General features: G+C 54.0%; 21 protein-coding genes. 20 read left to right on the forward strand and 1 reads right to left on the reverse strand.

The window, feature by feature from the left end; all coding sequences use genetic code 11:
* Nucleotides 1–81 precede the first annotated feature (81 nt).
* From Z946_RS0108565 to Z946_RS0108625, 13 genes are all read left to right on the forward strand, one after another.
* Nucleotides 82–1,395, forward strand: coding sequence for a glycosyltransferase (locus Z946_RS0108565; protein ID WP_025055321.1), 1,314 nt, complete (start codon nucleotides 82–84; stop codon nucleotides 1,393–1,395).
* Nucleotides 1,392–2,621 (forward strand): glycosyltransferase, encoded by a 1,230-nt coding sequence (locus Z946_RS0108570; protein WP_025055322.1) that lies wholly within the window; start codon nucleotides 1,392–1,394, stop codon nucleotides 2,619–2,621. Before Z946_RS0108565 ends, Z946_RS0108570 begins: the two co-directional genes overlap by 4 nt.
* Nucleotides 2,622–2,825: 204 nt before the next feature.
* Nucleotides 2,826–3,500: a Crp/Fnr family transcriptional regulator gene (locus Z946_RS0108575; RefSeq protein WP_025055323.1), complete on the forward strand. Its 675-nt coding sequence runs from the start codon at nucleotides 2,826–2,828 to the stop codon at nucleotides 3,498–3,500.
* A gap of 196 nt (nucleotides 3,501–3,696) precedes the next feature.
* Entirely contained in the window at nucleotides 3,697–3,909 is a 213-nt protein-coding gene (locus Z946_RS0108580; RefSeq protein WP_025055324.1) for a YgaP family membrane protein, read from the forward strand.
* Complete coding sequence (locus Z946_RS0108585; RefSeq protein ID WP_025055325.1) at nucleotides 3,906–4,340, forward strand: YeeE/YedE family protein; 435 nt, start codon at nucleotides 3,906–3,908, stop codon at nucleotides 4,338–4,340. The genes Z946_RS0108580 and Z946_RS0108585 overlap by 4 nt, the downstream gene beginning before the upstream one ends.
* Nucleotides 4,341–4,345: 5 nt before the next feature.
* Nucleotides 4,346–4,777: a DUF6691 family protein gene (locus Z946_RS0108590; RefSeq protein ID WP_025055326.1), complete on the forward strand. Its 432-nt coding sequence runs from the start codon at nucleotides 4,346–4,348 to the stop codon at nucleotides 4,775–4,777.
* Nucleotides 4,774–5,325 (forward strand): hypothetical protein, encoded by a 552-nt coding sequence (locus Z946_RS0108595; RefSeq protein WP_025055327.1) that lies wholly within the window; start codon nucleotides 4,774–4,776, stop codon nucleotides 5,323–5,325. The genes Z946_RS0108590 and Z946_RS0108595 overlap by 4 nt, the downstream gene beginning before the upstream one ends.
* Before the next feature lie 30 nt (nucleotides 5,326–5,355).
* Nucleotides 5,356–6,240 (forward strand): MBL fold metallo-hydrolase, encoded by an 885-nt coding sequence (locus Z946_RS0108600; RefSeq protein ID WP_037969124.1) that lies wholly within the window; start codon nucleotides 5,356–5,358, stop codon nucleotides 6,238–6,240.
* Nucleotides 6,241–6,279: 39 nt separating this feature from the next.
* Nucleotides 6,280–6,759: a bacterioferritin gene (locus tag Z946_RS0108605; protein ID WP_025055329.1), complete on the forward strand. Its 480-nt coding sequence runs from the start codon at nucleotides 6,280–6,282 to the stop codon at nucleotides 6,757–6,759.
* A gap of 35 nt (nucleotides 6,760–6,794) precedes the next feature.
* The gene (locus Z946_RS0108610; RefSeq protein ID WP_025055330.1) at nucleotides 6,795–7,697 is read left to right on the forward strand and encodes an MBL fold metallo-hydrolase; all 903 of its coding nucleotides are present in this window, start codon (nucleotides 6,795–6,797) and stop codon (nucleotides 7,695–7,697) included.
* A gap of 15 nt (nucleotides 7,698–7,712) precedes the next feature.
* Complete coding sequence (locus Z946_RS0108615) at nucleotides 7,713–8,066, forward strand: protein tyrosine phosphatase family protein (RefSeq protein ID WP_025055331.1); 354 nt, start codon at nucleotides 7,713–7,715, stop codon at nucleotides 8,064–8,066.
* A gap of 110 nt (nucleotides 8,067–8,176) precedes the next feature.
* Nucleotides 8,177–9,925 (forward strand): SulP family inorganic anion transporter, encoded by a 1,749-nt coding sequence (locus tag Z946_RS0108620; protein ID WP_206537782.1) that lies wholly within the window; start codon nucleotides 8,177–8,179, stop codon nucleotides 9,923–9,925.
* Nucleotides 9,926–10,058: 133 nt separating this feature from the next.
* Entirely contained in the window at nucleotides 10,059–10,475 is a 417-nt protein-coding gene (locus Z946_RS0108625; protein WP_025055333.1) for a VOC family protein, read from the forward strand.
* Between the two features lie 110 nt (nucleotides 10,476–10,585).
* On the opposite strand, the gene Z946_RS0108630 is transcribed toward Z946_RS0108625, so the two are convergent.
* Nucleotides 10,586–11,278: a GntR family transcriptional regulator gene (locus Z946_RS0108630; RefSeq protein WP_025055334.1), complete on the reverse strand. Its 693-nt coding sequence runs from the start codon at nucleotides 11,276–11,278 to the stop codon at nucleotides 10,586–10,588.
* Nucleotides 11,279–11,580: 302 nt separating this feature from the next.
* Between Z946_RS0108630 and Z946_RS0108635 the strand changes: the two genes are divergently transcribed.
* The 7 genes from Z946_RS0108635 (at nucleotide 11,581) to Z946_RS0108665 (ending at nucleotide 17,568) form a co-directional block, all read left to right on the forward strand.
* On the forward strand, nucleotides 11,581–12,324 hold the full coding sequence (locus tag Z946_RS0108635) for an SDR family NAD(P)-dependent oxidoreductase (protein WP_025055335.1): 744 nt from the start codon (nucleotides 11,581–11,583) through the stop codon (nucleotides 12,322–12,324).
* 21 nt (nucleotides 12,325–12,345) lie between these two features.
* Nucleotides 12,346–12,657: a cupin domain-containing protein gene (locus tag Z946_RS0108640; protein ID WP_025055336.1), complete on the forward strand. Its 312-nt coding sequence runs from the start codon at nucleotides 12,346–12,348 to the stop codon at nucleotides 12,655–12,657.
* A gap of 9 nt (nucleotides 12,658–12,666) precedes the next feature.
* Nucleotides 12,667–13,572: a sugar kinase gene (locus tag Z946_RS0108645; RefSeq protein ID WP_025055337.1), complete on the forward strand. Its 906-nt coding sequence runs from the start codon at nucleotides 12,667–12,669 to the stop codon at nucleotides 13,570–13,572.
* An 11-nt stretch (nucleotides 13,573–13,583) separates the two neighbouring features.
* Nucleotides 13,584–14,732, forward strand: coding sequence for a mannonate dehydratase (gene uxuA / locus Z946_RS20590; RefSeq protein ID WP_037969126.1), 1,149 nt, complete (start codon nucleotides 13,584–13,586; stop codon nucleotides 14,730–14,732).
* Between the two features lie 90 nt (nucleotides 14,733–14,822).
* Nucleotides 14,823–15,752: an NAD(P)-dependent oxidoreductase gene (locus tag Z946_RS0108655; RefSeq protein ID WP_277618954.1), complete on the forward strand. Its 930-nt coding sequence runs from the start codon at nucleotides 14,823–14,825 to the stop codon at nucleotides 15,750–15,752.
* Between the two features lie 166 nt (nucleotides 15,753–15,918).
* The gene (locus Z946_RS0108660) at nucleotides 15,919–16,437 is read left to right on the forward strand and encodes a redoxin domain-containing protein (protein ID WP_025055339.1); all 519 of its coding nucleotides are present in this window, start codon (nucleotides 15,919–15,921) and stop codon (nucleotides 16,435–16,437) included.
* A 147-nt stretch (nucleotides 16,438–16,584) separates the two neighbouring features.
* Nucleotides 16,585–17,568, forward strand: coding sequence for a TRAP transporter substrate-binding protein (locus Z946_RS0108665; protein WP_025055340.1), 984 nt, complete (start codon nucleotides 16,585–16,587; stop codon nucleotides 17,566–17,568).
* Nucleotides 17,569–17,617: the final 49 nt, after the last annotated feature.

The raw sequence follows: 17,617 nt of genomic DNA on the forward strand, positions 1-17,617 counted from the left end.
ACAACACGCTAAAAAAGTTCACAAATTGTTAAGTCTCAATGATTAACCCTGTGTCAAACGGGTCATTCAAAGAGGTAACATGTGACGGGCATACCACTTTTGGCGTTGGCGAAACGGTTTGGGTCAGCAGTGCGTCACGACGGCGCGGGTCCGGCGTTGAGGCAAGCGCGCCATTATACGTGGCGCAGGTTAACCAGACGTGCCGCGTCTTCGTTGAATGCGCCGTTGGCCAAGGCCACAGGCGGGGCCGACCAGTATCTGCACGGCGTTTGGCAGACCCTTGCCCGCGAAGATGCCTTTCATATTCAGAAAGCGCCGGCAGTCCATAGGAAGCGCAGGCAGATCGCAATGATCGCTGATCTCAATCTTCCGCAATGCCGCAAATATCGGGTGGAGCAGTTGGCCGCTTTCTGGCGTGCGCGTGGTGTCGAGTTTGAATATGCCCACTATCAGGACATTCCTCGTGCGACGCGCATCTTGCAGCATGCGACCCACTTGATGGAGTACCGGCTGCAGACAGGACCAGCAGCAGATATGATCCGGTATGAGGCGCGCCGTCTGCGTCTGCCGATCCTATATGATCTGGATGATCCTTTGTTTTCCGTATCGGCTTACGAAACCTACCGGAACATGGAGGCTTTGGACCCTCGGATGAAGGCGCATTTCGTGTCGGAAGCGCCCAAATATCTGGGTATGATGAACGGGGCTGACATTATTTCCGTTTCGACTCCCGGCATGGCGGCACATACGGCGCTTTATACGGAGCGGCCTGTATATATCCGACGAAATTTTGCTGATGCCGAAACGCTGGATGAGGGTGCAGGCGCCATGTCGCAAGCGAGCGCAGACGATGGTCTTTTCCGCGTGGCCTTTTCCAGTGGATCACAGGGTCACGAAATAGACTTCGATCAGATCGCCGAGCCTTTGATCGAATTCATCACCGAAGATAAAGACCGCCGATTGATGGTCATCGGCCATTTCGATCTCGTGCATATGCCTCCAGCTTTGAAGGATCAGGTAGAGGTTGTAAAATTCTCGGAATACAGGAGTTACCTTGCTGCGCTAAGGCGGGCGAACTGTGCTGTCATGCCGCTATGTGACGACGTGTTCAACCGGTGCAAAAGCGCGGTACGGGTTCTTGATGCCGCGTCGGTTGGTATACCGGCGATTGTGGCGGATGTTGGCGATTTTGGTCAGGTTGTTCAGCACGATACCACGGGATTTGTCGCGCGAACCGCGAGCGATTGGCTGTCATCCTTGAGATATCTCGCAGAGAATTCCGTTCGTGCGGTTGAAATGGGGCGTGCCGCGCGGTCTGATCTGGAAGATCGATGGCACCAGTCAGATCAGGCGCACATCATTTCACCTGAACTAGTTGACTGGGTAGAGGCATGAACACGCGCCACATTCTGGTGGCAAATGTCTTCTTCGCACCCTTCAGCTATGGTGGGGCTACCGTGGTCGCCGAGCAGGTCGCGCAGGCGCTGATACGACAAGGAGGGTTTCGTGTAACGGCTGTATCACTGTGCATGAGAAAAGAACTTGCCGATTACAGTGTTATCAAAAGCCAGAAGAACGGGGTCGTCAACTATCTGATCAATGTGCCAGAGCATCGCAAGTACGGTGAAATGTACGATAACCCCGAGATTACTGAGCGGCTTGCCGAACTTATATCGGCGCTGCAACCTGATATGGTGCATGCGCATTGCATTCAGGATATCGGCGTCGGGATCATCACAGCGGCTGAGGATTCCGGCGTGCCTGTTGTGCTCAGCGTGCACGATTTCTGGTGGTTGTGCGAACGACAGTTTATGATACGGCTGAATGGTACCTACTGTGCGCAGGATCCGGTGCGGATCGAGAACTGCAAAGGCTGCGTTGACAATTTCTGGGCGGCCAAGATGCGCTTTAATCACTTGCAGCAAATGAGCAGTCGTGTCGCGCTGGTGACTTATCCATCCAGTTTCGCCAAAACGCTGAGTGAGCGGTCAGGTTTCGCGCCCGGTCTTGGTGTTGTCTGGGAGAACGGCGTTAACCAACCCGCAACGGACTTTGCGAAGAAACAGTCTGCGCGGCGGATGCGGGATAAGCGGATCACTTTCGGATATCTCGGGGGCCCCGCGCATATCAAAGGGTGGCCACAAGTCCGGCAGGTTTTCGAGAGTCTAAACCGGAGCGATTTTCGCGCGATTGTCGTGGACGGAAGCCTTGATCAGACATGGTGGTCGGAGCGGGATCTGAAGGGATTGAAGGGGGATTGGGCTATTTATCCCCGCTTCGATCAAGCCCAGATGGATGACTTTTACGCCGAGATCGACGTCTTGCTGTTCACCTCTCAGTGGAAAGAGACTTTTGGTTTGGCCATTCGAGAAGCTTTGGCCCGTGGCATTGAAGTCATTCAGACAGACAGTGGTGGGACGGTCGAACACGGGACGATCCCTCATCATAAATTGGTTCCAATCGGGACGGAGACCGGTCCGCTGAAAGACCAAATCCTAGGGTGCCTTGAAACAGGTGTGCGTGGGCAACGTCCGAAGCAAGTTGCCAGCTTTGACGATCAGGCGCGCGCGTTTGTACAATTGGTTGAACAGGTTTTAGGTGGCGAAGAAAAGGCGGCCTGATCGAAGGAAGATATATGATTGACGCCTTGTTACGTACGCAGGTCGTTGTTGGCCACTTGCCGGGAAACCTATATCGATCAACCAACCGTTCAAACCGTCGTCACCTCCCGAAGCACCCAATACAACCGTTTGCCAAAGACGGGACATACCCGATAAACTGGTATGCCGTAGGTCCTGCCGATCTGCGGCTTGGGGAACGGTACTATGGAAGAGACGTGGATTAGCAAATTCAAAGGCCTGAGCCGATTGCCTGCGGACATCAGGAAAGAGCTTGAAGCGGGTAGCAAGATCATTTCGGTTCCTGCAGGCACTCAGATTTTTGCACCGGGTCAGACGGCGGACAACTTGTGGCTTTTGCTGGATGGAACCGTGAAGGTTCAACAGAAGTCGGATACAGGGCGGGAGGTGTTTCTGTATCGGGTGCATGCGGGAGAAAGCTGTGTACTCACAACAGCCTGCATGCTCGCCTTTGAAGATTATGCAGCAGAAGGCACGTCAGAAACTGATGTAAAGGCTGTCGCGATCCCTCGCAAAACATTTGATGAGCTTGTCGCGAAATCACCGGTGTTCCGCGAATTTGTGTTTACTGCCTATTCCCGCCGCATAACGGACCTCTTTACCTTGATTGATGACATCGTATTCCAGCGCATGGATGTCCGGCTGGCTTCGCGCTTGCTTGAATTGGCTGACGATGATGGAATCGTGCATGCAACCCATGCTGTGCTCGGAACGGAGCTGGGTACAGCGCGCGAAGTTATTTCCAGAACGCTGTCGGAGTTTCATCGAAGAGGCTGGGTTGAGCAGTCCCGTGGCGAAGTGCGGCTTATTGACAAAGACGGGTTGGAGCGGATGGTCAAATCTGCCGGTGGTCATCTCTGAATAGAATGACCATCCGGGCGCGTTCGCGATGATTTGTCGGTCCGTTTGCAACGTGATCAGTTAAGATGATCTGGCATCCGGCATTCGCCCCACAACCAAACGTTCTGCGAAAAAAAGTGACTTTGGTGACTTGGTCACCAAACTATCCGGCGTACCTGTGCGATGGTAAGTTTATCGATTCTCAAAGGAGTGGGATATGACTAACAATATGGGAAAAATTGATCGCGGTTTGCGGTTGGTCATCGCGGCAGCACTGCTTGTAGCTGCATTCGGTACTGGGACCTTTGGGTCGGGCATTCTGTTCTGGCTCGCGCTTATTGTCGCCGCTGTCTTCACGATAACAGCACTGGTCGGCAACTGCCCGCTTTATAGAATTGTCGGCATCAAAACATGTCAGGACTGCTCATGATTGAAACAGCTTTCACACCTTGGCTGTCGCTTGGCGGCGGCGTGTTGATCGGTGTCGCTTCGACCCTGCTTATGTTCTTCGTTGGACGCATCATGGGTGCCACCGGCGTGCTTGCTGGTGTCGTTCAACCGGCTTCGGGTGAGGATTTTGCATGGCGTGCGGCTGTGTTGGCGGGAATGATCTCAGGGCCTGCTGTCGTTTGGTTGGTTTCGGGTAACATGCCTGCGGTGCAGGTGCCGGTTTCAACCGCGGCGCTTGTGATCGGGGGGCTTATCGTCGGTGTCGGTGTGACCTTTGGCTCTGGCTGTACGTCCGGTCACGGGGTCTGTGGCATGGCCCGTCTCAGCCCGCGTTCCATCGTCGCTACGATGACATTTATGGTGTTCACCTTTGTCACCGTTTTCCTTTTGCGCCACGTATTCGGAGCCTGAAACCTATGAAACTGATTGTCCTTTATCTGATCGGCCTCGTTTTTGGCGTCGGCATTTCCATCTCTGGTATGGCGAACCCTGCCAAGGTGCTCAACTTTTTCGATATCGCAGGCTCATGGGATCCGTCACTGATCTTTGTGATGGGTGGTGCGTTGGTCACAACCTTTATTGGATACAAGCTGGTGTTCGGCCGCTCCGAGCCTGTGTTTGAGGGTGACTTCAGCGTACCAACCTCGCGCACCATCGACCTGAAACTTGTAGGAGGCTCTGCTGTCTTCGGGATCGGCTGGGGAATCGCAGGTTTTTGCCCGGGCGGTGCACTTCCTGCGCTGGGCACTGGACGGTGGGAAGTCTTTGCCTTTGTCGGGGCCGTAATTGTTGGCATCTTTCTGGCTAAATGGTTTCAGAACCGACAACCTGCAGGGGCAACAGCATGAACAAGACGATCATCGGTCTGTCTGCACTGCTGCTCGGCACCATGTCGGGCACAGCGCCGCTTTTTGCTCAAAGCGGTCACGGGCATGGCATGATGGGTCACAATATGGCCACCATGCCCGGTCTGCGCGGCGAGAACGCAACTGCGGAAGAGAGCGCCGAGATGGCAATCATGTTCCGTCACTTCGATACGATTACCCGCGAGGTTGAAAACCTGCCCAACGGCATTCGCACTGTAACACGATCAAGCAACAGACACGTTATGGATGCACTTGTGAGCCACGCCGTCGGAATGATCGACCGTGTTGGTGCGAAAGATGATCCAAAGGTGCGCATCCAAAGCCCGACGCTGGATATCTTTTTCCGTCACGGTGAGGATATCGTTTCCGAAGTGGAGATGACTGACGATGGGCTGGTTGTCGTTCAAACCACGGACAATCCCGACCTGATTAAAGCACTACAGGTGCACGCGGCCGAAGTGACTGACATGGCCGATCGCGGCATGCACGCCGTACATGAAATGATGATGAAACAAGGACGGGGCCACTAGGCGGTCCGCGCTCCTAGACCCGGAGGATTTATGACACAGTATCCCTTAGACATGAGCATCAAACCCGAGGTTCAGGCCTTTTTTGACGAGGCAACAAATACGATCAGCTATATCGTCAAGGACCCAACCTCGAAGTCTTGCGCGGTTATCGATAGCGTGATGGACATTGACTATGCCGCTGGCCGCATCACTTACGATCACGCCGACGAGCTGATCCGCCAGATCAAGGCGCAGGGGCTAAAACTGGAGTGGATCATCGAAACGCATGTGCATGCGGATCACCTTTCTGCGGCGCCGTATATCCAACAGGAATTGGGCGGCAAGATCGGTATCGGCTCCAAGATCATGGTGGTGCAGGATACCTTCGGCAAAGTTTTCAACGAAGGCACCGAATTCCAGCGCGACGGCAGCCAGTTCGACCGACTGTTTGAGGATGGCGACACCTACAAGGTTGGCAACATGCAGGCATTTGCCATGTATACGCCCGGTCACACGCCTGCCTGCATGGTACACGTCATGGGTAATGCGGCCTTTGTGGGCGACACGTTGTTCATGCCCGATGGTGGCTCCGCTCGCTGCGACTTCCCCGGAGGGAGCGCAGAAGAGCTGTACGAAAGCATCATGAAGGTGCTGGCGCTGCCGGATGAGATGCGGCTGTTCATGTGTCACGACTACGGTCCGAACGGGCGCGACATCGCTTGGGAAACCACAGTTGCCGATGAGAAAGAACACAACATCCACGTTGGCCGTGGCAAGACAAAAGACGACTTCATCAAGTTCAGGACCGAACGCGATTCACAGTTGGCCATGCCGAAACTTATCATTCCATCGCTTCAGGTGAATATGCGTGCCGGAGAAGTCCCGAAGGATAAAGACGGCAATCCAGTGCTGAAGGTGCCGGTCAACGGCCTGTGAACCGACCCGATCCAAGAACCCAAGATTAGGAGACAAGAAATGTCTAACGCGAAAACCATCCAGAATTTGAATACCGCCCTTTCAATGGAATTGAGCGCGACCCATCAGTACCAGATGCACGCACATGTCCTTGACGACTGGGGACTGGTCGGGCTGGCCGCGAAGATGCGTGAGGAACAGGCAGAAGAGCTGGGCCATTCCGATCTGTTTATCGAGCGTATTCTGTTTCTGAAGGGTGATCCTGAGATCAAGATGCAGAAGCCGCCGGTCCGCACATCTTCGCTCAAAGAGATGTTTGAGACAGACCTGAAGGACGAGAAAGAAGCCGTGGCGTTCTACACACGTGCATCCCGCGAAGCGGCAGAGGAAAACGACATCGGCTCGCGCAAGTTGTTCGAACAGATCGCAATGGATGAAGAGGCGCACAAAGCATGGTTGGAATTGCAGCTCGATCTGTTGGAGCGACTGGGAGAAGCGATGTTCAGCGCACGTTACCTTGAAGTGGGCGATGGTGCCTGAAGAATTTGAACACCGGTAAGCGAAAGGAAGGTTAAGTGGCTGAGATTGTTCATAGCATTTCGCCGTCACGCGGCGATGACAGCCCGACGGTTGTCGGCTTTTACGAGCCGGATACGGGAAGCTGTCAGTACATCTGTATTGATGAGGTCACTCGCAAATGTGCTGTGATTGACGTTGTTCAGCAATTTGATCCGAAATCTTTCGCGACCGGCTTCGACCATCCGAAGTGGGCGCTGGATTATATCGATCAGCATGATCTGGAGCTGGAGTGGATACTCGATACGCACCCGCACGCTGATCATTTCATTGCGGCCGACTGGCTGCGCGAAAAGACCGGTGTGCAAACAGCCATAGGCGAGAAGGTCCGTGAGATAGCTGTGCTTTGGCGCGAGTACTACAATTTACCTGACGCCTTTCCGATTGAACCGCATTTCGACCGCCTGTTTGCCGATGGTGATACGTTCAAGATCGGTAATCTTGACGTTCGGGTGATGCTGTCGCCGGGTCATACGCTCGGGTCCATCACCTATGTCGTGGGTGACGCTATTTTTGCACACGATACCCTGATGCAGCCAGATGCAGGAACATCGAGGGCGGATTTCCCCGGCGGATCTGCGGCGCAGCTATACGATAGTATCATGGCGATCCTTGATTATCCGGAATCCCACCGAATTTTTGTTGGTCACGACTACGGCACCAAGAACCGCGAGAATGCTGCATGGGAAAGCACAGTCGGAGAGCAGAAAGCCGACAACATTCACGTTGGAGGCGGTGTGTCGAAAGATGAATATGTGAAGGTCCGTGAACAGCGGGACAAAACGCTTTCGCTGCCGGACAGGATGCTGGCTGCTTTGCAGGTCAATCTGCGTGACGGACGACTGCCCGATGCAGAGAGCGACGGACACAGCTACCTGAAAATGCCGATCAATAGATTCTGACTGAAAGAGGCTGCAATGGAACTTAAGAAAATCAGTGAGAAGTTTACAGTCAGTCCACAAATTTCCCCAGCTGATATGGCGGAAATCAAGGCGGCTGGGTTTCGCGCCATCATCTGCAATCGACCCAATGGCGAAGATGCGGGTCAACCGCCGTTCGAGGAAATCGAGACTGCTGCAAAAGCGGTAGGCATCGAAGCGCGCTATATTCCGGTGCAAAGCAGTGGGCTTACGAAAGAAAACGTCACTGCGCTGAAAGACGCTATGGAAGAGCTTGAACATCCGGTGTTGGCTTATTGCCGGTCTGGAACGCGTTCCGCAACGTTGTGGTCGATCCACGAGACGGCACAGCGGACCACGCATGAAAATTAAACGGCACAGCTGACCAGATTAACAATCCCGCCGCGCACCAGAACTCCGGGGCGCGGTACCCAACTGTCTGCGCAAGCTCGCTCAGGCCGTTCCCCCTATTGGACCTTACAATGATCGAAAATCTCCGCCGCTACGTTCCGATACTGGACTGGGGACGCACTTACGACCGGACTGCTTTGTCGAACGATATGATCGCGGCCGTGATCGTGACGATCATGTTGATACCGCAGTCGTTTGCCTATGCGCTGCTGGCCGGTCTGCCGCCCGAAGCAGGTATTTACGCATCAATTGCGCCCATTTTTTTGTACGCAATTTTCGGGACAAGCAGGGCGTTGGCGGTAGGGCCGGTTGCGGTTGTCTCGCTCCTGACGGCTTCGGCAATCGGGCAGGTGGCAGAGCAGGGGACAGCGGGTTACGCTGTTGCGGCTCTCACGCTGGCGTTTCTGTCGGGTGGATTTCTGGTGCTGCTAGGTGTCTTCAGGCTCGGTTTTCTTGCGAACTTTCTGTCTCACCCCGTCATAGCGGGGTTCATCACCGCATCGGGAATCCTGATCGCGACGAGCCAACTCAAGCATATACTTGGGGTGAGCGCACACGGTCACACCCTGCCAGAAATGCTAAGCTCGATCTTCAGCCATCTTTCCGAAGTGAACTTTATCACCGTGGTGATTGGTGTGGCGGCGACGGGTTTTTTGTTTTGGGTGCGCAAGAACCTCAAGCCCACCCTGAAAAAGCTTGGTGTACCATCGCTGATGGCCGATGTGCTGACCAAAGCGGGTCCGGTTGCTGCTGTTGTGAGTACAACCGTTGCGGTCTGGGCTTTTGGGCTAGACGATCGCGGCGTGAAGATTGTTGGCGATGTTCCACAAAGCTTGCCGCCGCTGACGCTGCCGGGCCTATCGCCTGACTTGCTAAGCGCGTTGTTGATCCCCGCCATACTCATCTCGATCATCGGCTTTGTAGAATCTGTTTCGGTGGCTCAGACTTTGGCGGCAAAGAAACGCCAGCGTATCGATCCAGATCAGGAATTGATTGGATTGGGTGCTGCAAACATTGGTGCGGCTTTCACAGGTGGCTATCCTGTGACTGGCGGTTTCTCGCGTTCCGTTGTGAACTTTGACGCGGGTGCCGAAACGCCGGCAGCGGGAATCTATACTGCGATTGGCCTTGCCATCGCCGCTATGGCTTTGACACCGCTTGTCTATTATCTACCCAATGCTACGCTCGCCGCGACGATCATCGTCGCCGTTCTGAGCCTTGTCGACCTGTCGATCCTTTCCAAAACCTGGGGCTATTCGCGTGCGGATTTCGCAGCTGTTGCTGTGACGATCTTGCTGACGCTTGTTCTTGGCGTTGAGATTGGTGTGGCGGCGGGTGTGGCAATCTCTGTTCTTTTGCATCTGTATAAAACCTCACGGCCCCATGTTGCCGAAGTCGGGCTTGTTCCGGGAACGCAACATTTCCGGAATATCCACCGGCACAAGGTCGAGACTGACCCGGCTCTGGTTTCACTTCGGGTGGATGAAAGCCTTTATTTTGTGAATGCGCGTTTTCTTGAGGATCTGGTTCAGAGAAGGGTCACCGAAGGGTGCGACGTTCGTCATGTGGTTCTTATTTTCTCTGCGGTGAACGAAGTTGATTTTTCAGCGCTCGAAAGCCTTGAGGCCATCAACCAAAGGCTGAAAGACATGGATGTCGGGCTGCATCTTTCCGAAGTGAAAGGGCCAGTGATGGACCGTCTGAAACGATCCCATTTCCTGAATGATCTGAACGGCAAGGTCTTTCTGTCACAGTATGATGCGTGGCAAAACCTGACCGGTGATGACCGGATCAACATAGATTCAAACATCGAGGGCTAACCAAGATCAGCCCGAGCAGGTAATATCTCTGTTTGGCGATGACAGGCAGCATCTATTGATCCCGATGTTATGCAACCTTACGCTGAAAGCTGAGGCGCGCCGAAAGATGGCGAGGCGAAGGGGAGCGCGGATTATGATTTCCTATGTCACCGTTGGTGCAGATGATCTGGAGTTAGCGAAGCGTTTTTACTCGGCGTTTTTGCCTGCACTTGGGTACGGGTTAAATGAGGGTCCGGAAGGCCTGAGCTTTGCCTTGCCGGTAGAGGAGGGCCAGCGTCCTTTGCTGCCGGACTTCTATGTAAAGCCAACCTTTAACGGGCATGCTGCATCGGCTGGAAACGGCACGATGATCGCCTTTGAAGCGGAGCGCCAAAGTCAGGTACGCGCTTTGCACGCTGCCGCGTTGGCAGCTGGCGGTTCGGACGAAGGGCAACCGGGATTTCGCGCGTCTTACGGCTCCCATTTCTACGTGAGCTATCTACGTGATCCACAAGGGAACAAGATCGCTCTGTTCTCTAGCGATCCGAACGAACCCGGTCGGGATGACTGATTCATCACTATAGCTGTTGTCGCTTCAGGCTGTTTTCGGACCGGTAATAGACCGTACACCTAGGAAGGCGGCTACACCTTATGCCGAAAGGGAAAAGCGCAACTCTGGTATCAGTTATCCGGTTCTTCGAAATAGTCGGCGTTCGACGCTGTAATCCGTTCGATGGTTTCGTCCAAACGGGACAGATGAAACATGCCCCGCTCAACCGCAGCTTTTTCATCGTGGCTTTTGATTGCGTCTGCGATCTGGCGGTGATCGGATAGCAGGTCGGGCAGTCTTTGTTCTTTTGACAGGGCCAGTCTGCACAACCTGTCGACCTTCACCTTCTCTGTCATAATAACATCAAAGGCAAAATCTGCACCTGCGATGTCGCAGATAATCTCGTGAAAAGCGTAGTCCAGCCGCCCGAACCCATCAACGTCAGAGTCGTCGACTGCTTTTTTCTGATCTTCGATTGCAGCATCCAAGCGCTCGGCACCGGACGCGTCACAGCGTGCTGCGGCACGTGTAAGGACTTCTTTTTCGACAGCGGCCCGCACAAAACGCGACTTCTCGATCGCGCGCATAGAGAAGCGCCTGACCTCGGTTGCACGCTGTGGCCGGATCAGCAGCAGGTCCATGTTGGCAAGGCGGCTAAACGCATCGCGCACAGGCTGGCGTGAAATGCCGAACTGGGCGGCGATGTCCGCTTCTGAAATTTTATCTCCCGGCAGCATTGCTAACGAAATGATCTGGTCATTCAGATAATCGAACACTTCGTCGACGCTGGTTCTTCGTTCGGTAATTCGGGCCGTGGTAGCCATATAATCGTCCCCTCGAAAGATGGTCGCCAAGTCGTCTGGTAGTTTGCAGAACGAGAGTGCGGATCATGATTGTCTTATCAACGCCTTCGTACATCGGTCGCTTGGGCAAATACAGGCCCATTGATTTCTTTCTACCCAATTTCTGACTAGTATGCCAGAATTATAACTAGTATGCTAGTTTTGAGGCTGTCGAATCTAGCTTGTTTGTTAACCGCTGTAGCGGGTGGCTTTGCTGCTTCACTTCGGGCGAAACTGCATAGATGAACAGCGGCTAACACACAAAGACCACAGGGAGGTTTGCGATGAAACTGGATGGAAAAACAGCTATTGTTACGGGCGGTGGTCGGGATATCGGCAGCGCCGTCGCCATCAAGCTGGCGTCGGAGGGTGCGAATGTTGCGATCAACTATTTCGCAAGCTCCGAAGGGGCTGATGCCACTGTGGCAAAGATTGAGGAAGCTGGCGGAAAGGCAATCGCGGTTCAGGGAGATCTGAACAATCAGGCAGATGTCGACACGCTGATCTCCCGGACGTTGGATGCTTTTGGCAGCATTGACGTACTGGTCAACAACGCCGGCGGATTGATCGCACGCAAAAAGATCGTTGAGATGGAGCTTGAGCACTGGAATGCTGTGATGACGCTGAACCTCACAAGTACCTTCATGATGACCAAGGCTTGTCTTGCGCATATGAAAACCGGCGCGATCGTCAATCTTGCCAGTCAGGCGGGCCGCGACGGTGGCGGTCCGGGCGCTGTTGCATACGCTGCATCCAAAGGTGCCGTGATGACGATGACCCGTGGCTTGGCTAAGGAAGTCGGCCCCGAGATCAGGGTTAATGCTATCTGTCCGGGCATGATCGATACAGATTTTCATAACATTCACACACCAGACGCGGGACGTCGCGGATTTGAAGCAAACGCACCGCTCAAACGGCAAGGTCACGTGGAAGACGCGGCAAACCTCGTGCTGTTCCTTGCCTGCGAAGACAGCGCCTTTATCACGGGCACCAACATCGACCTGAACGGCGGTATGCTGTTTAGTTAAGCGCAGGGCAAAGGAGCCGACATGACAGACTTTCCCGTAGTGCCAACCGGCGAGAACGTGACGCGACAGGTGTTGTCAGATCACCCCGACCTGATGGTTGTTGCCTTTCGCTTTGCGGCCGAAGGGGCCGTCGGTGCGTTGCATGACCATCACCATGTGCAATCGACATACGTTGAATCAGGGCTTTTCCGGTTCACCCTCGGAGACGAGCAGCGCGAAGTTGGGCCAGGCGATAGTTTTGTTATTCCAAGCAATCTGACGCATGGCTGTGTATGTCTGGAACCTGGCACTTTGGTGGATTGCTTCACCCCGCGTCGTGATGATTTTCTATAGGTTTCCAGCATGAGATTTCTGTCAATCGGCGAGTGTATGGCAGAGATGTCACCGCAAGAGGAACCGGGTATGTTCCGGCTGGGCTTTGCAGGGGATACGTTCAACACGGCGTGGTATCTGAAACAGGTCGCCCCGCAGATTGAGGTGTCTTATCTGACGGGTTTGGGGACGGACAAGATTTCAGACCAGTTGCGTGCCACGATAAAAGACGCGGGAATAAACGATACCTATTCGGTGGTGGTTGAAGACAAGACGGTCGGTCTTTACCTGATTTCGCTCGACAACGGGGAGCGTAGTTTCTCCTATTGGCGGGGGCAGTCGGCAGCACGCCAGCTTGCGTCTGATCCTTCAGCGTTGAAGCGTGCGATTGAAGATCACGATGTCATCTATTTCTCTGGCATCACGTTGGCAATTCTGGATGCAGAGGGCCGCGACGCGCTTCTGTCAGCTTTGCGCGAGGGTCGGAGCGCGGGCAAAAAGATTGCCTTTGATCCGAATCTGCGCCCGCGTCTTTGGGATACACCCGACACGATGCGAAAGGTTACGATGGCTGGTGCGTCTGTATCTGACCTTCTTCTGCCGTCCTTCGAGGACGAGGCATCCTGGTTTGATGATGCTGATCCCAATGCGACAGCGCAGCGATATCAATCTGCCAGGGCAGGGACGGTGATTGTCAAAAACGGACCAGATGCAGTTTATTATTGCAGCTCAGACGGTGCCGATACAGTTGAAGTCCCCAAGATCGGCGATGTCGTGGACACAACTGCAGCAGGCGATAGCTTTAATGCAGCGGTTTTTGCAGGTCTGAATGATGGTCTTGGCTTGGACCGCTGCATCGCTGCTGCCAGCGCGCTGGCAGGTCAGGTTGTGAAGGCACGGGGCGCATTGGTTCCCGTTGCTAGGCCTAAAACCTAAAGGTGACATAGATGCGCGAGACATGGCGTTGGTTCGGTGAGTTCGACCCTATTTCTTTGGATCAGGTGGTTCAAACGGGCGCACAGGGTATCGTCAGCGCACTGCATGCTGTGCCTTACGGGGAAGTTTGGTCGCGAGACTCGATTGCGAAACGAAACAGCGAAATCAATGCGGCCGGATTTACATGGGACGTGGTCGAAAGCCTCCCTGTCCATGAAGATATCAAGCGTGGAACTGGTGATCTGGCGGGGCTGTTTGCAAACTACCGGCAGTCGCTGGCAAATCTGGCCGCAGAGGGCATTCAGACCGTCTGCTACAACTTCATGCCCATTCTGGACTGGACCCGAACCGATCTAGGGGCAGAGGTCGCTGGCGGAGGAACATGTCTGCATTTTGCGGCATCGAAGATGGCCGCGTTTGAAATCCACATGCTGAAGCGTGAGGGTGCCCGCGAAGAGTATGCCGCAGATGCTGTCGCTGCGGGAGATGCTTGGTTTGCGCAAGCGAACGATCAGGACTGTGCGGAATTGCTTCATTCGGTGATGGCCGGCCTGCCCGGGGCATTTGACCGCTATGATGTTCCGGGATTGCGCGATGTACTGAAAACCTATGATGGCATCGCGCACGATGATCTGCGTGCAAATCTGGTGCGGTTCTTGTCAGAGGTTATACCGGCAGCGGCAGAGCTGGGTATCTCGATGTGCATACATCCAGACGACCCGCCGCGCGATATTCTGGGCTTGCCTCGCATCGTGTCATCGCAAGATGATATTGATAAGATCCTGAAGGCCATTGATGAACATGCAAACGGACTGACGCTGTGCACTGGATCGCTTGGTGCTGGACCGCGCAACAATCCTGAGGCTATCGCAAGAGCATTTTCTGATCGTATCCACTTTGCCCATCTGCGCAACGTAACAAAATCGCCGGACGGGTCGTTCAGTGAGGCTGCTCATCTGTCTGGGGATGTTGATCTTGTGGCTGTGATTGCCGAGCTGTTGGCCGCAGAAAAACGCCGGGGCGTTGATATACCGTTCCGTCCGGACCACGGGCACGCGTTGTTGTCAGACCACAATACTGAGACCCAACCGGGGTATACGCTGATCGGCAGGTTGCGTGGTCTGGCCGAGCTAAGGGGCGTCATCTGCGCGCTGAAATGAGTCCGTTCATGTGAGCCGTACGGGGTCTAATCTGGGGAACAAAACAATCTAACCTAACTCACAGGTATTACACTGGCATACTAGTCGAATATCGTTTACGGTCTTCATCAGAATACAGATCGCACGCTTAGGAGTAGTGACATGCAAAATCCCGCAATCGGTTTTATCGGCCTCGGTCTCATGGGTGGCAACATGGTTGAATGCCTTCAAACGAACGGGATTGAGCCGGTGGTCATGAACCGTAGCGAAGCGCCTGTTGCCGCTGCCGTTGCGCGGGGTGCACGCAGAGCCAAGACTGGGAGAGAGATGGCGTCCGAATGTGATATTATCATGCTCTGCGTCACGACATCGGACGTGGTCGAAGGACTGATGTACGGCGACGATGGTATCCTTGCAGGGATCAAAGATGGTACTGTTGTAATTGATTTCGGGACTTCCATTCCTGCTTCTACGCGAAAGATCGGTGCGGATCTTGCGGCCAAGGGTGCCGGAATGATTGATGCCCCCCTCGGCCGGACACCCGCGCATGCCAAAGACGGATTGTTGAACATCATGGCCGCCGGGGATGAGCAGACATATGAGAAAGTGTTACCGGTTCTGAACATATTGGGCGAGAATGTATTCTACCTTGGTGCGCTGGGCGCAGGTCATACCACCAAGCTGATTAATAACTTCATGGGCATGACCACCGTGACAGCGATGAGTCAGGCTTTTGCTGTAGCGGATCGCGCCGGTGTCGATCGTCAGCAACTTTACGATATCATGTCTGCAGGGCCGTCCAACTCTCCCTTTATGCAGTTTTGCAAGAAATATGCGGTGGATGATGTGAGCGACCTCGGATTCTCGATTGCTAACGCGAATAAAGACCTCGGCTACTTCCTTGAGATGGTCAAAGATCTTGGCACACGGTCTGAGATTGCAGAGGGCACGTCCCATAACCTGCAAGCGGCGATTGATGCAGGTATGAGCGACGGAAATGTGCCCGAAATTTTTGACTATTTCAAAGATCTGAAGGGTTAAGTTGGCCAGCGGTCGCAAGAATGGCTGCCCGCAAATTTACCCGCCTCACGCAACCCTGTTTTTATGACGCGCAGAACGAATTCATGCTGGATCGAATTCTGGTATGCTAGTAGCGTAGATAAAGTTGCTCGCGTTTAGCGCGAACAAAGTTTGGAAGGAGTTCTGTATGCCCACACCAAAACCGGTCCCCGGAAGCATCTTGAGCCCGATGACCTTTATGAGTGTCAAAGGCGGTGAGATCGTCGTTGGGGGCAAATCCGAAAACTGGACCTTGTTGGTTGTCTATCGGGGCAAACACTGCCCGCGATGCAAGAAGTACCTCAATACATTGAGCGCGATGCACCAGGACTGGGTCGAAGCCGGTTTTGACATCGTCGTGGTTTCGGCTGATTCGCTTGAGAAGGCCAAAGCCGATCAGGAAGAGTTCGGTTGGAGTTTTGATCTGGGATACGGATTGACGGAATCACAGATGGCGACGCTCGGCGTGTATGTGACTGAACCGCTTTCGCCAGACGAAGCCGACGGCAACTTTGCCGAACCTGGCACCTTTGTTCTGCGGCCTGACGGAAGCCAGATTATCGTTGCAATTTCGAACGGTCCGGCCGTGCGTCCCGACCTTGCCGAGCTATTGGACGGGATGATTTTCAACAAGACGAAGGACAGGCCGCACCGCGGAACAGTTTAAGCGATGCCACTGCACGAGCCGGCACGAAATATCGACTGTTCGATTGACTTTTTTCGATAGCTTGATACTAGTATACCTGTTTAGGGGCGATAAAGAATCCAAGTGCAGGATGGCCCTATGACTACAAATTGTATCTGGGAGGATCACATGACTAAATCATTCACTTTGCGCGGCGCCCTGCTTGGTAGCTGCCTTGCCCTCGCGGCAACGTCTGTGTCAGCAAAAGAGCTGCGCGGCTGGAATATTCACGTTGAGGATTACCCTGTCTCGATCGCGATGGAAGCCTTTGCAGACGAAGTATCCGAGCGTACAAACGGCGAGCTTACCGCGAAAACATTCCATAATGGCGTACTGGGCAGTCAGCCTGACGCAATTGAACAGCTGCGTCTTGGTGTGCTTGATTTCGGTGAATTCAGCCTTGGTCCATTCGGTACATCGGTACCAGAGGCCAATGTCGTTTCCCTTCCCTTCATCTTTGCGTCGATTCCCGACATGTACAAACTGATGGACGGTGATGTCGGCGAAGCGATTTCTGAAGGTATGCGTGCACGCGGTGTTGAGCCGTTGGGTTGGTATGACGCCGGTGCGCGGTCTTTTTATAATTCCGTCCGTCCGATCAACACGCCGGCAGATGTCGAAGGTCTGAAAATTCGTGTGATGAACAATGATCTGTTCGTTCAGATGGTTGCCTCCATGGACGGGAACGCAACGCCAATGGCATTCGCCGAAGTGTATCAGTCCATCCAGACGGGTGTTGTTGATGGCGCAGAAAACAATCCGCCGTCCTACGAATCCACAAACCACTTCGAAGTGGCAAAGTACTATTCTTTGACAGAGCACCTGATCATTCCCGAGTGTCTATGTATGTCAAAGAAAACCTACGACAGCCTGACGCCTGAACAGCAGACCATCGTCAAAGAGGCAGGCCGTTCCAGCGCCAATCTTCAGCGCGAGTTGTGGCAGAAGCGTGAAGCGGCTTCCATGGAAACAGTGAAGGCCGGTGGCACAGAGGTGAACACAGTTGCAGACAAGGGTCCTTTCCAGGCCGCGATGGCACCTGTCTATGACAAGTTCCTCGCTGACAATCCTGATCTGACCGACCTGGTAAACATGATCCGCAACGCGGAATAAGTTACTAGACTAAAAGGGTGGCCCCGACCCCGTTGCGGGATGGGGCCAC

Origin of the sequence: Sulfitobacter noctilucicola (assembly GCF_000622385.1) — a bacterium.
In the GTDB taxonomy this organism is placed as follows: domain Bacteria; phylum Pseudomonadota; class Alphaproteobacteria; order Rhodobacterales; family Rhodobacteraceae; genus Sulfitobacter; species Sulfitobacter noctilucicola.

Bases quoted from the DNA above. Each gene is read 5' to 3' on its own strand.
- Z946_RS0108570 (WP_025055322.1), top strand. From the start codon at position 1,392: ATGAACACGCGCCACATTCTGGTGGCAAATGTCTTCTTCGCACCCTTC.
- Z946_RS0108605 (WP_025055329.1), top strand. From the start codon at position 6,280: ATGTCTAACGCGAAAACCATCCAGAATTTGAATACCGCCCTTTCAATG.
- Z946_RS0108640 (WP_025055336.1), top strand. From the start codon at position 12,346: ATGACAGACTTTCCCGTAGTGCCAACCGGCGAGAACGTGACGCGACAG.
- uxuA (WP_037969126.1), top strand. From the start codon at position 13,584: ATGCGCGAGACATGGCGTTGGTTCGGTGAGTTCGACCCTATTTCTTTG.
- Z946_RS0108620 (WP_206537782.1), top strand. From the start codon at position 8,177: ATGATCGAAAATCTCCGCCGCTACGTTCCGATACTGGACTGGGGACGC.
- Z946_RS0108615 (WP_025055331.1), top strand. From the start codon at position 7,713: ATGGAACTTAAGAAAATCAGTGAGAAGTTTACAGTCAGTCCACAAATT.
- Z946_RS0108585 (WP_025055325.1), top strand. From the start codon at position 3,906: ATGATTGAAACAGCTTTCACACCTTGGCTGTCGCTTGGCGGCGGCGTG.
- Z946_RS0108665 (WP_025055340.1), top strand. From the start codon at position 16,585: ATGACTAAATCATTCACTTTGCGCGGCGCCCTGCTTGGTAGCTGCCTT.
- Z946_RS0108575 (WP_025055323.1), top strand. From the start codon at position 2,826: ATGGAAGAGACGTGGATTAGCAAATTCAAAGGCCTGAGCCGATTGCCT.
- Z946_RS0108625 (WP_025055333.1), top strand. From the start codon at position 10,059: ATGATTTCCTATGTCACCGTTGGTGCAGATGATCTGGAGTTAGCGAAG.
- Z946_RS0108580 (WP_025055324.1), top strand. From the start codon at position 3,697: ATGACTAACAATATGGGAAAAATTGATCGCGGTTTGCGGTTGGTCATC.
- Z946_RS0108645 (WP_025055337.1), top strand. From the start codon at position 12,667: ATGAGATTTCTGTCAATCGGCGAGTGTATGGCAGAGATGTCACCGCAA.
- Z946_RS0108595 (WP_025055327.1), top strand. From the start codon at position 4,774: ATGAACAAGACGATCATCGGTCTGTCTGCACTGCTGCTCGGCACCATG.
- Z946_RS0108590 (WP_025055326.1), top strand. From the start codon at position 4,346: ATGAAACTGATTGTCCTTTATCTGATCGGCCTCGTTTTTGGCGTCGGC.
- Z946_RS0108600 (WP_037969124.1), top strand. From the start codon at position 5,356: ATGACACAGTATCCCTTAGACATGAGCATCAAACCCGAGGTTCAGGCC.
- Z946_RS0108630 (WP_025055334.1), bottom strand. From the start codon at position 11,278: ATGGCTACCACGGCCCGAATTACCGAACGAAGAACCAGCGTCGACGAA.
- Z946_RS0108635 (WP_025055335.1), top strand. From the start codon at position 11,581: ATGAAACTGGATGGAAAAACAGCTATTGTTACGGGCGGTGGTCGGGAT.
- Z946_RS0108660 (WP_025055339.1), top strand. From the start codon at position 15,919: ATGCCCACACCAAAACCGGTCCCCGGAAGCATCTTGAGCCCGATGACC.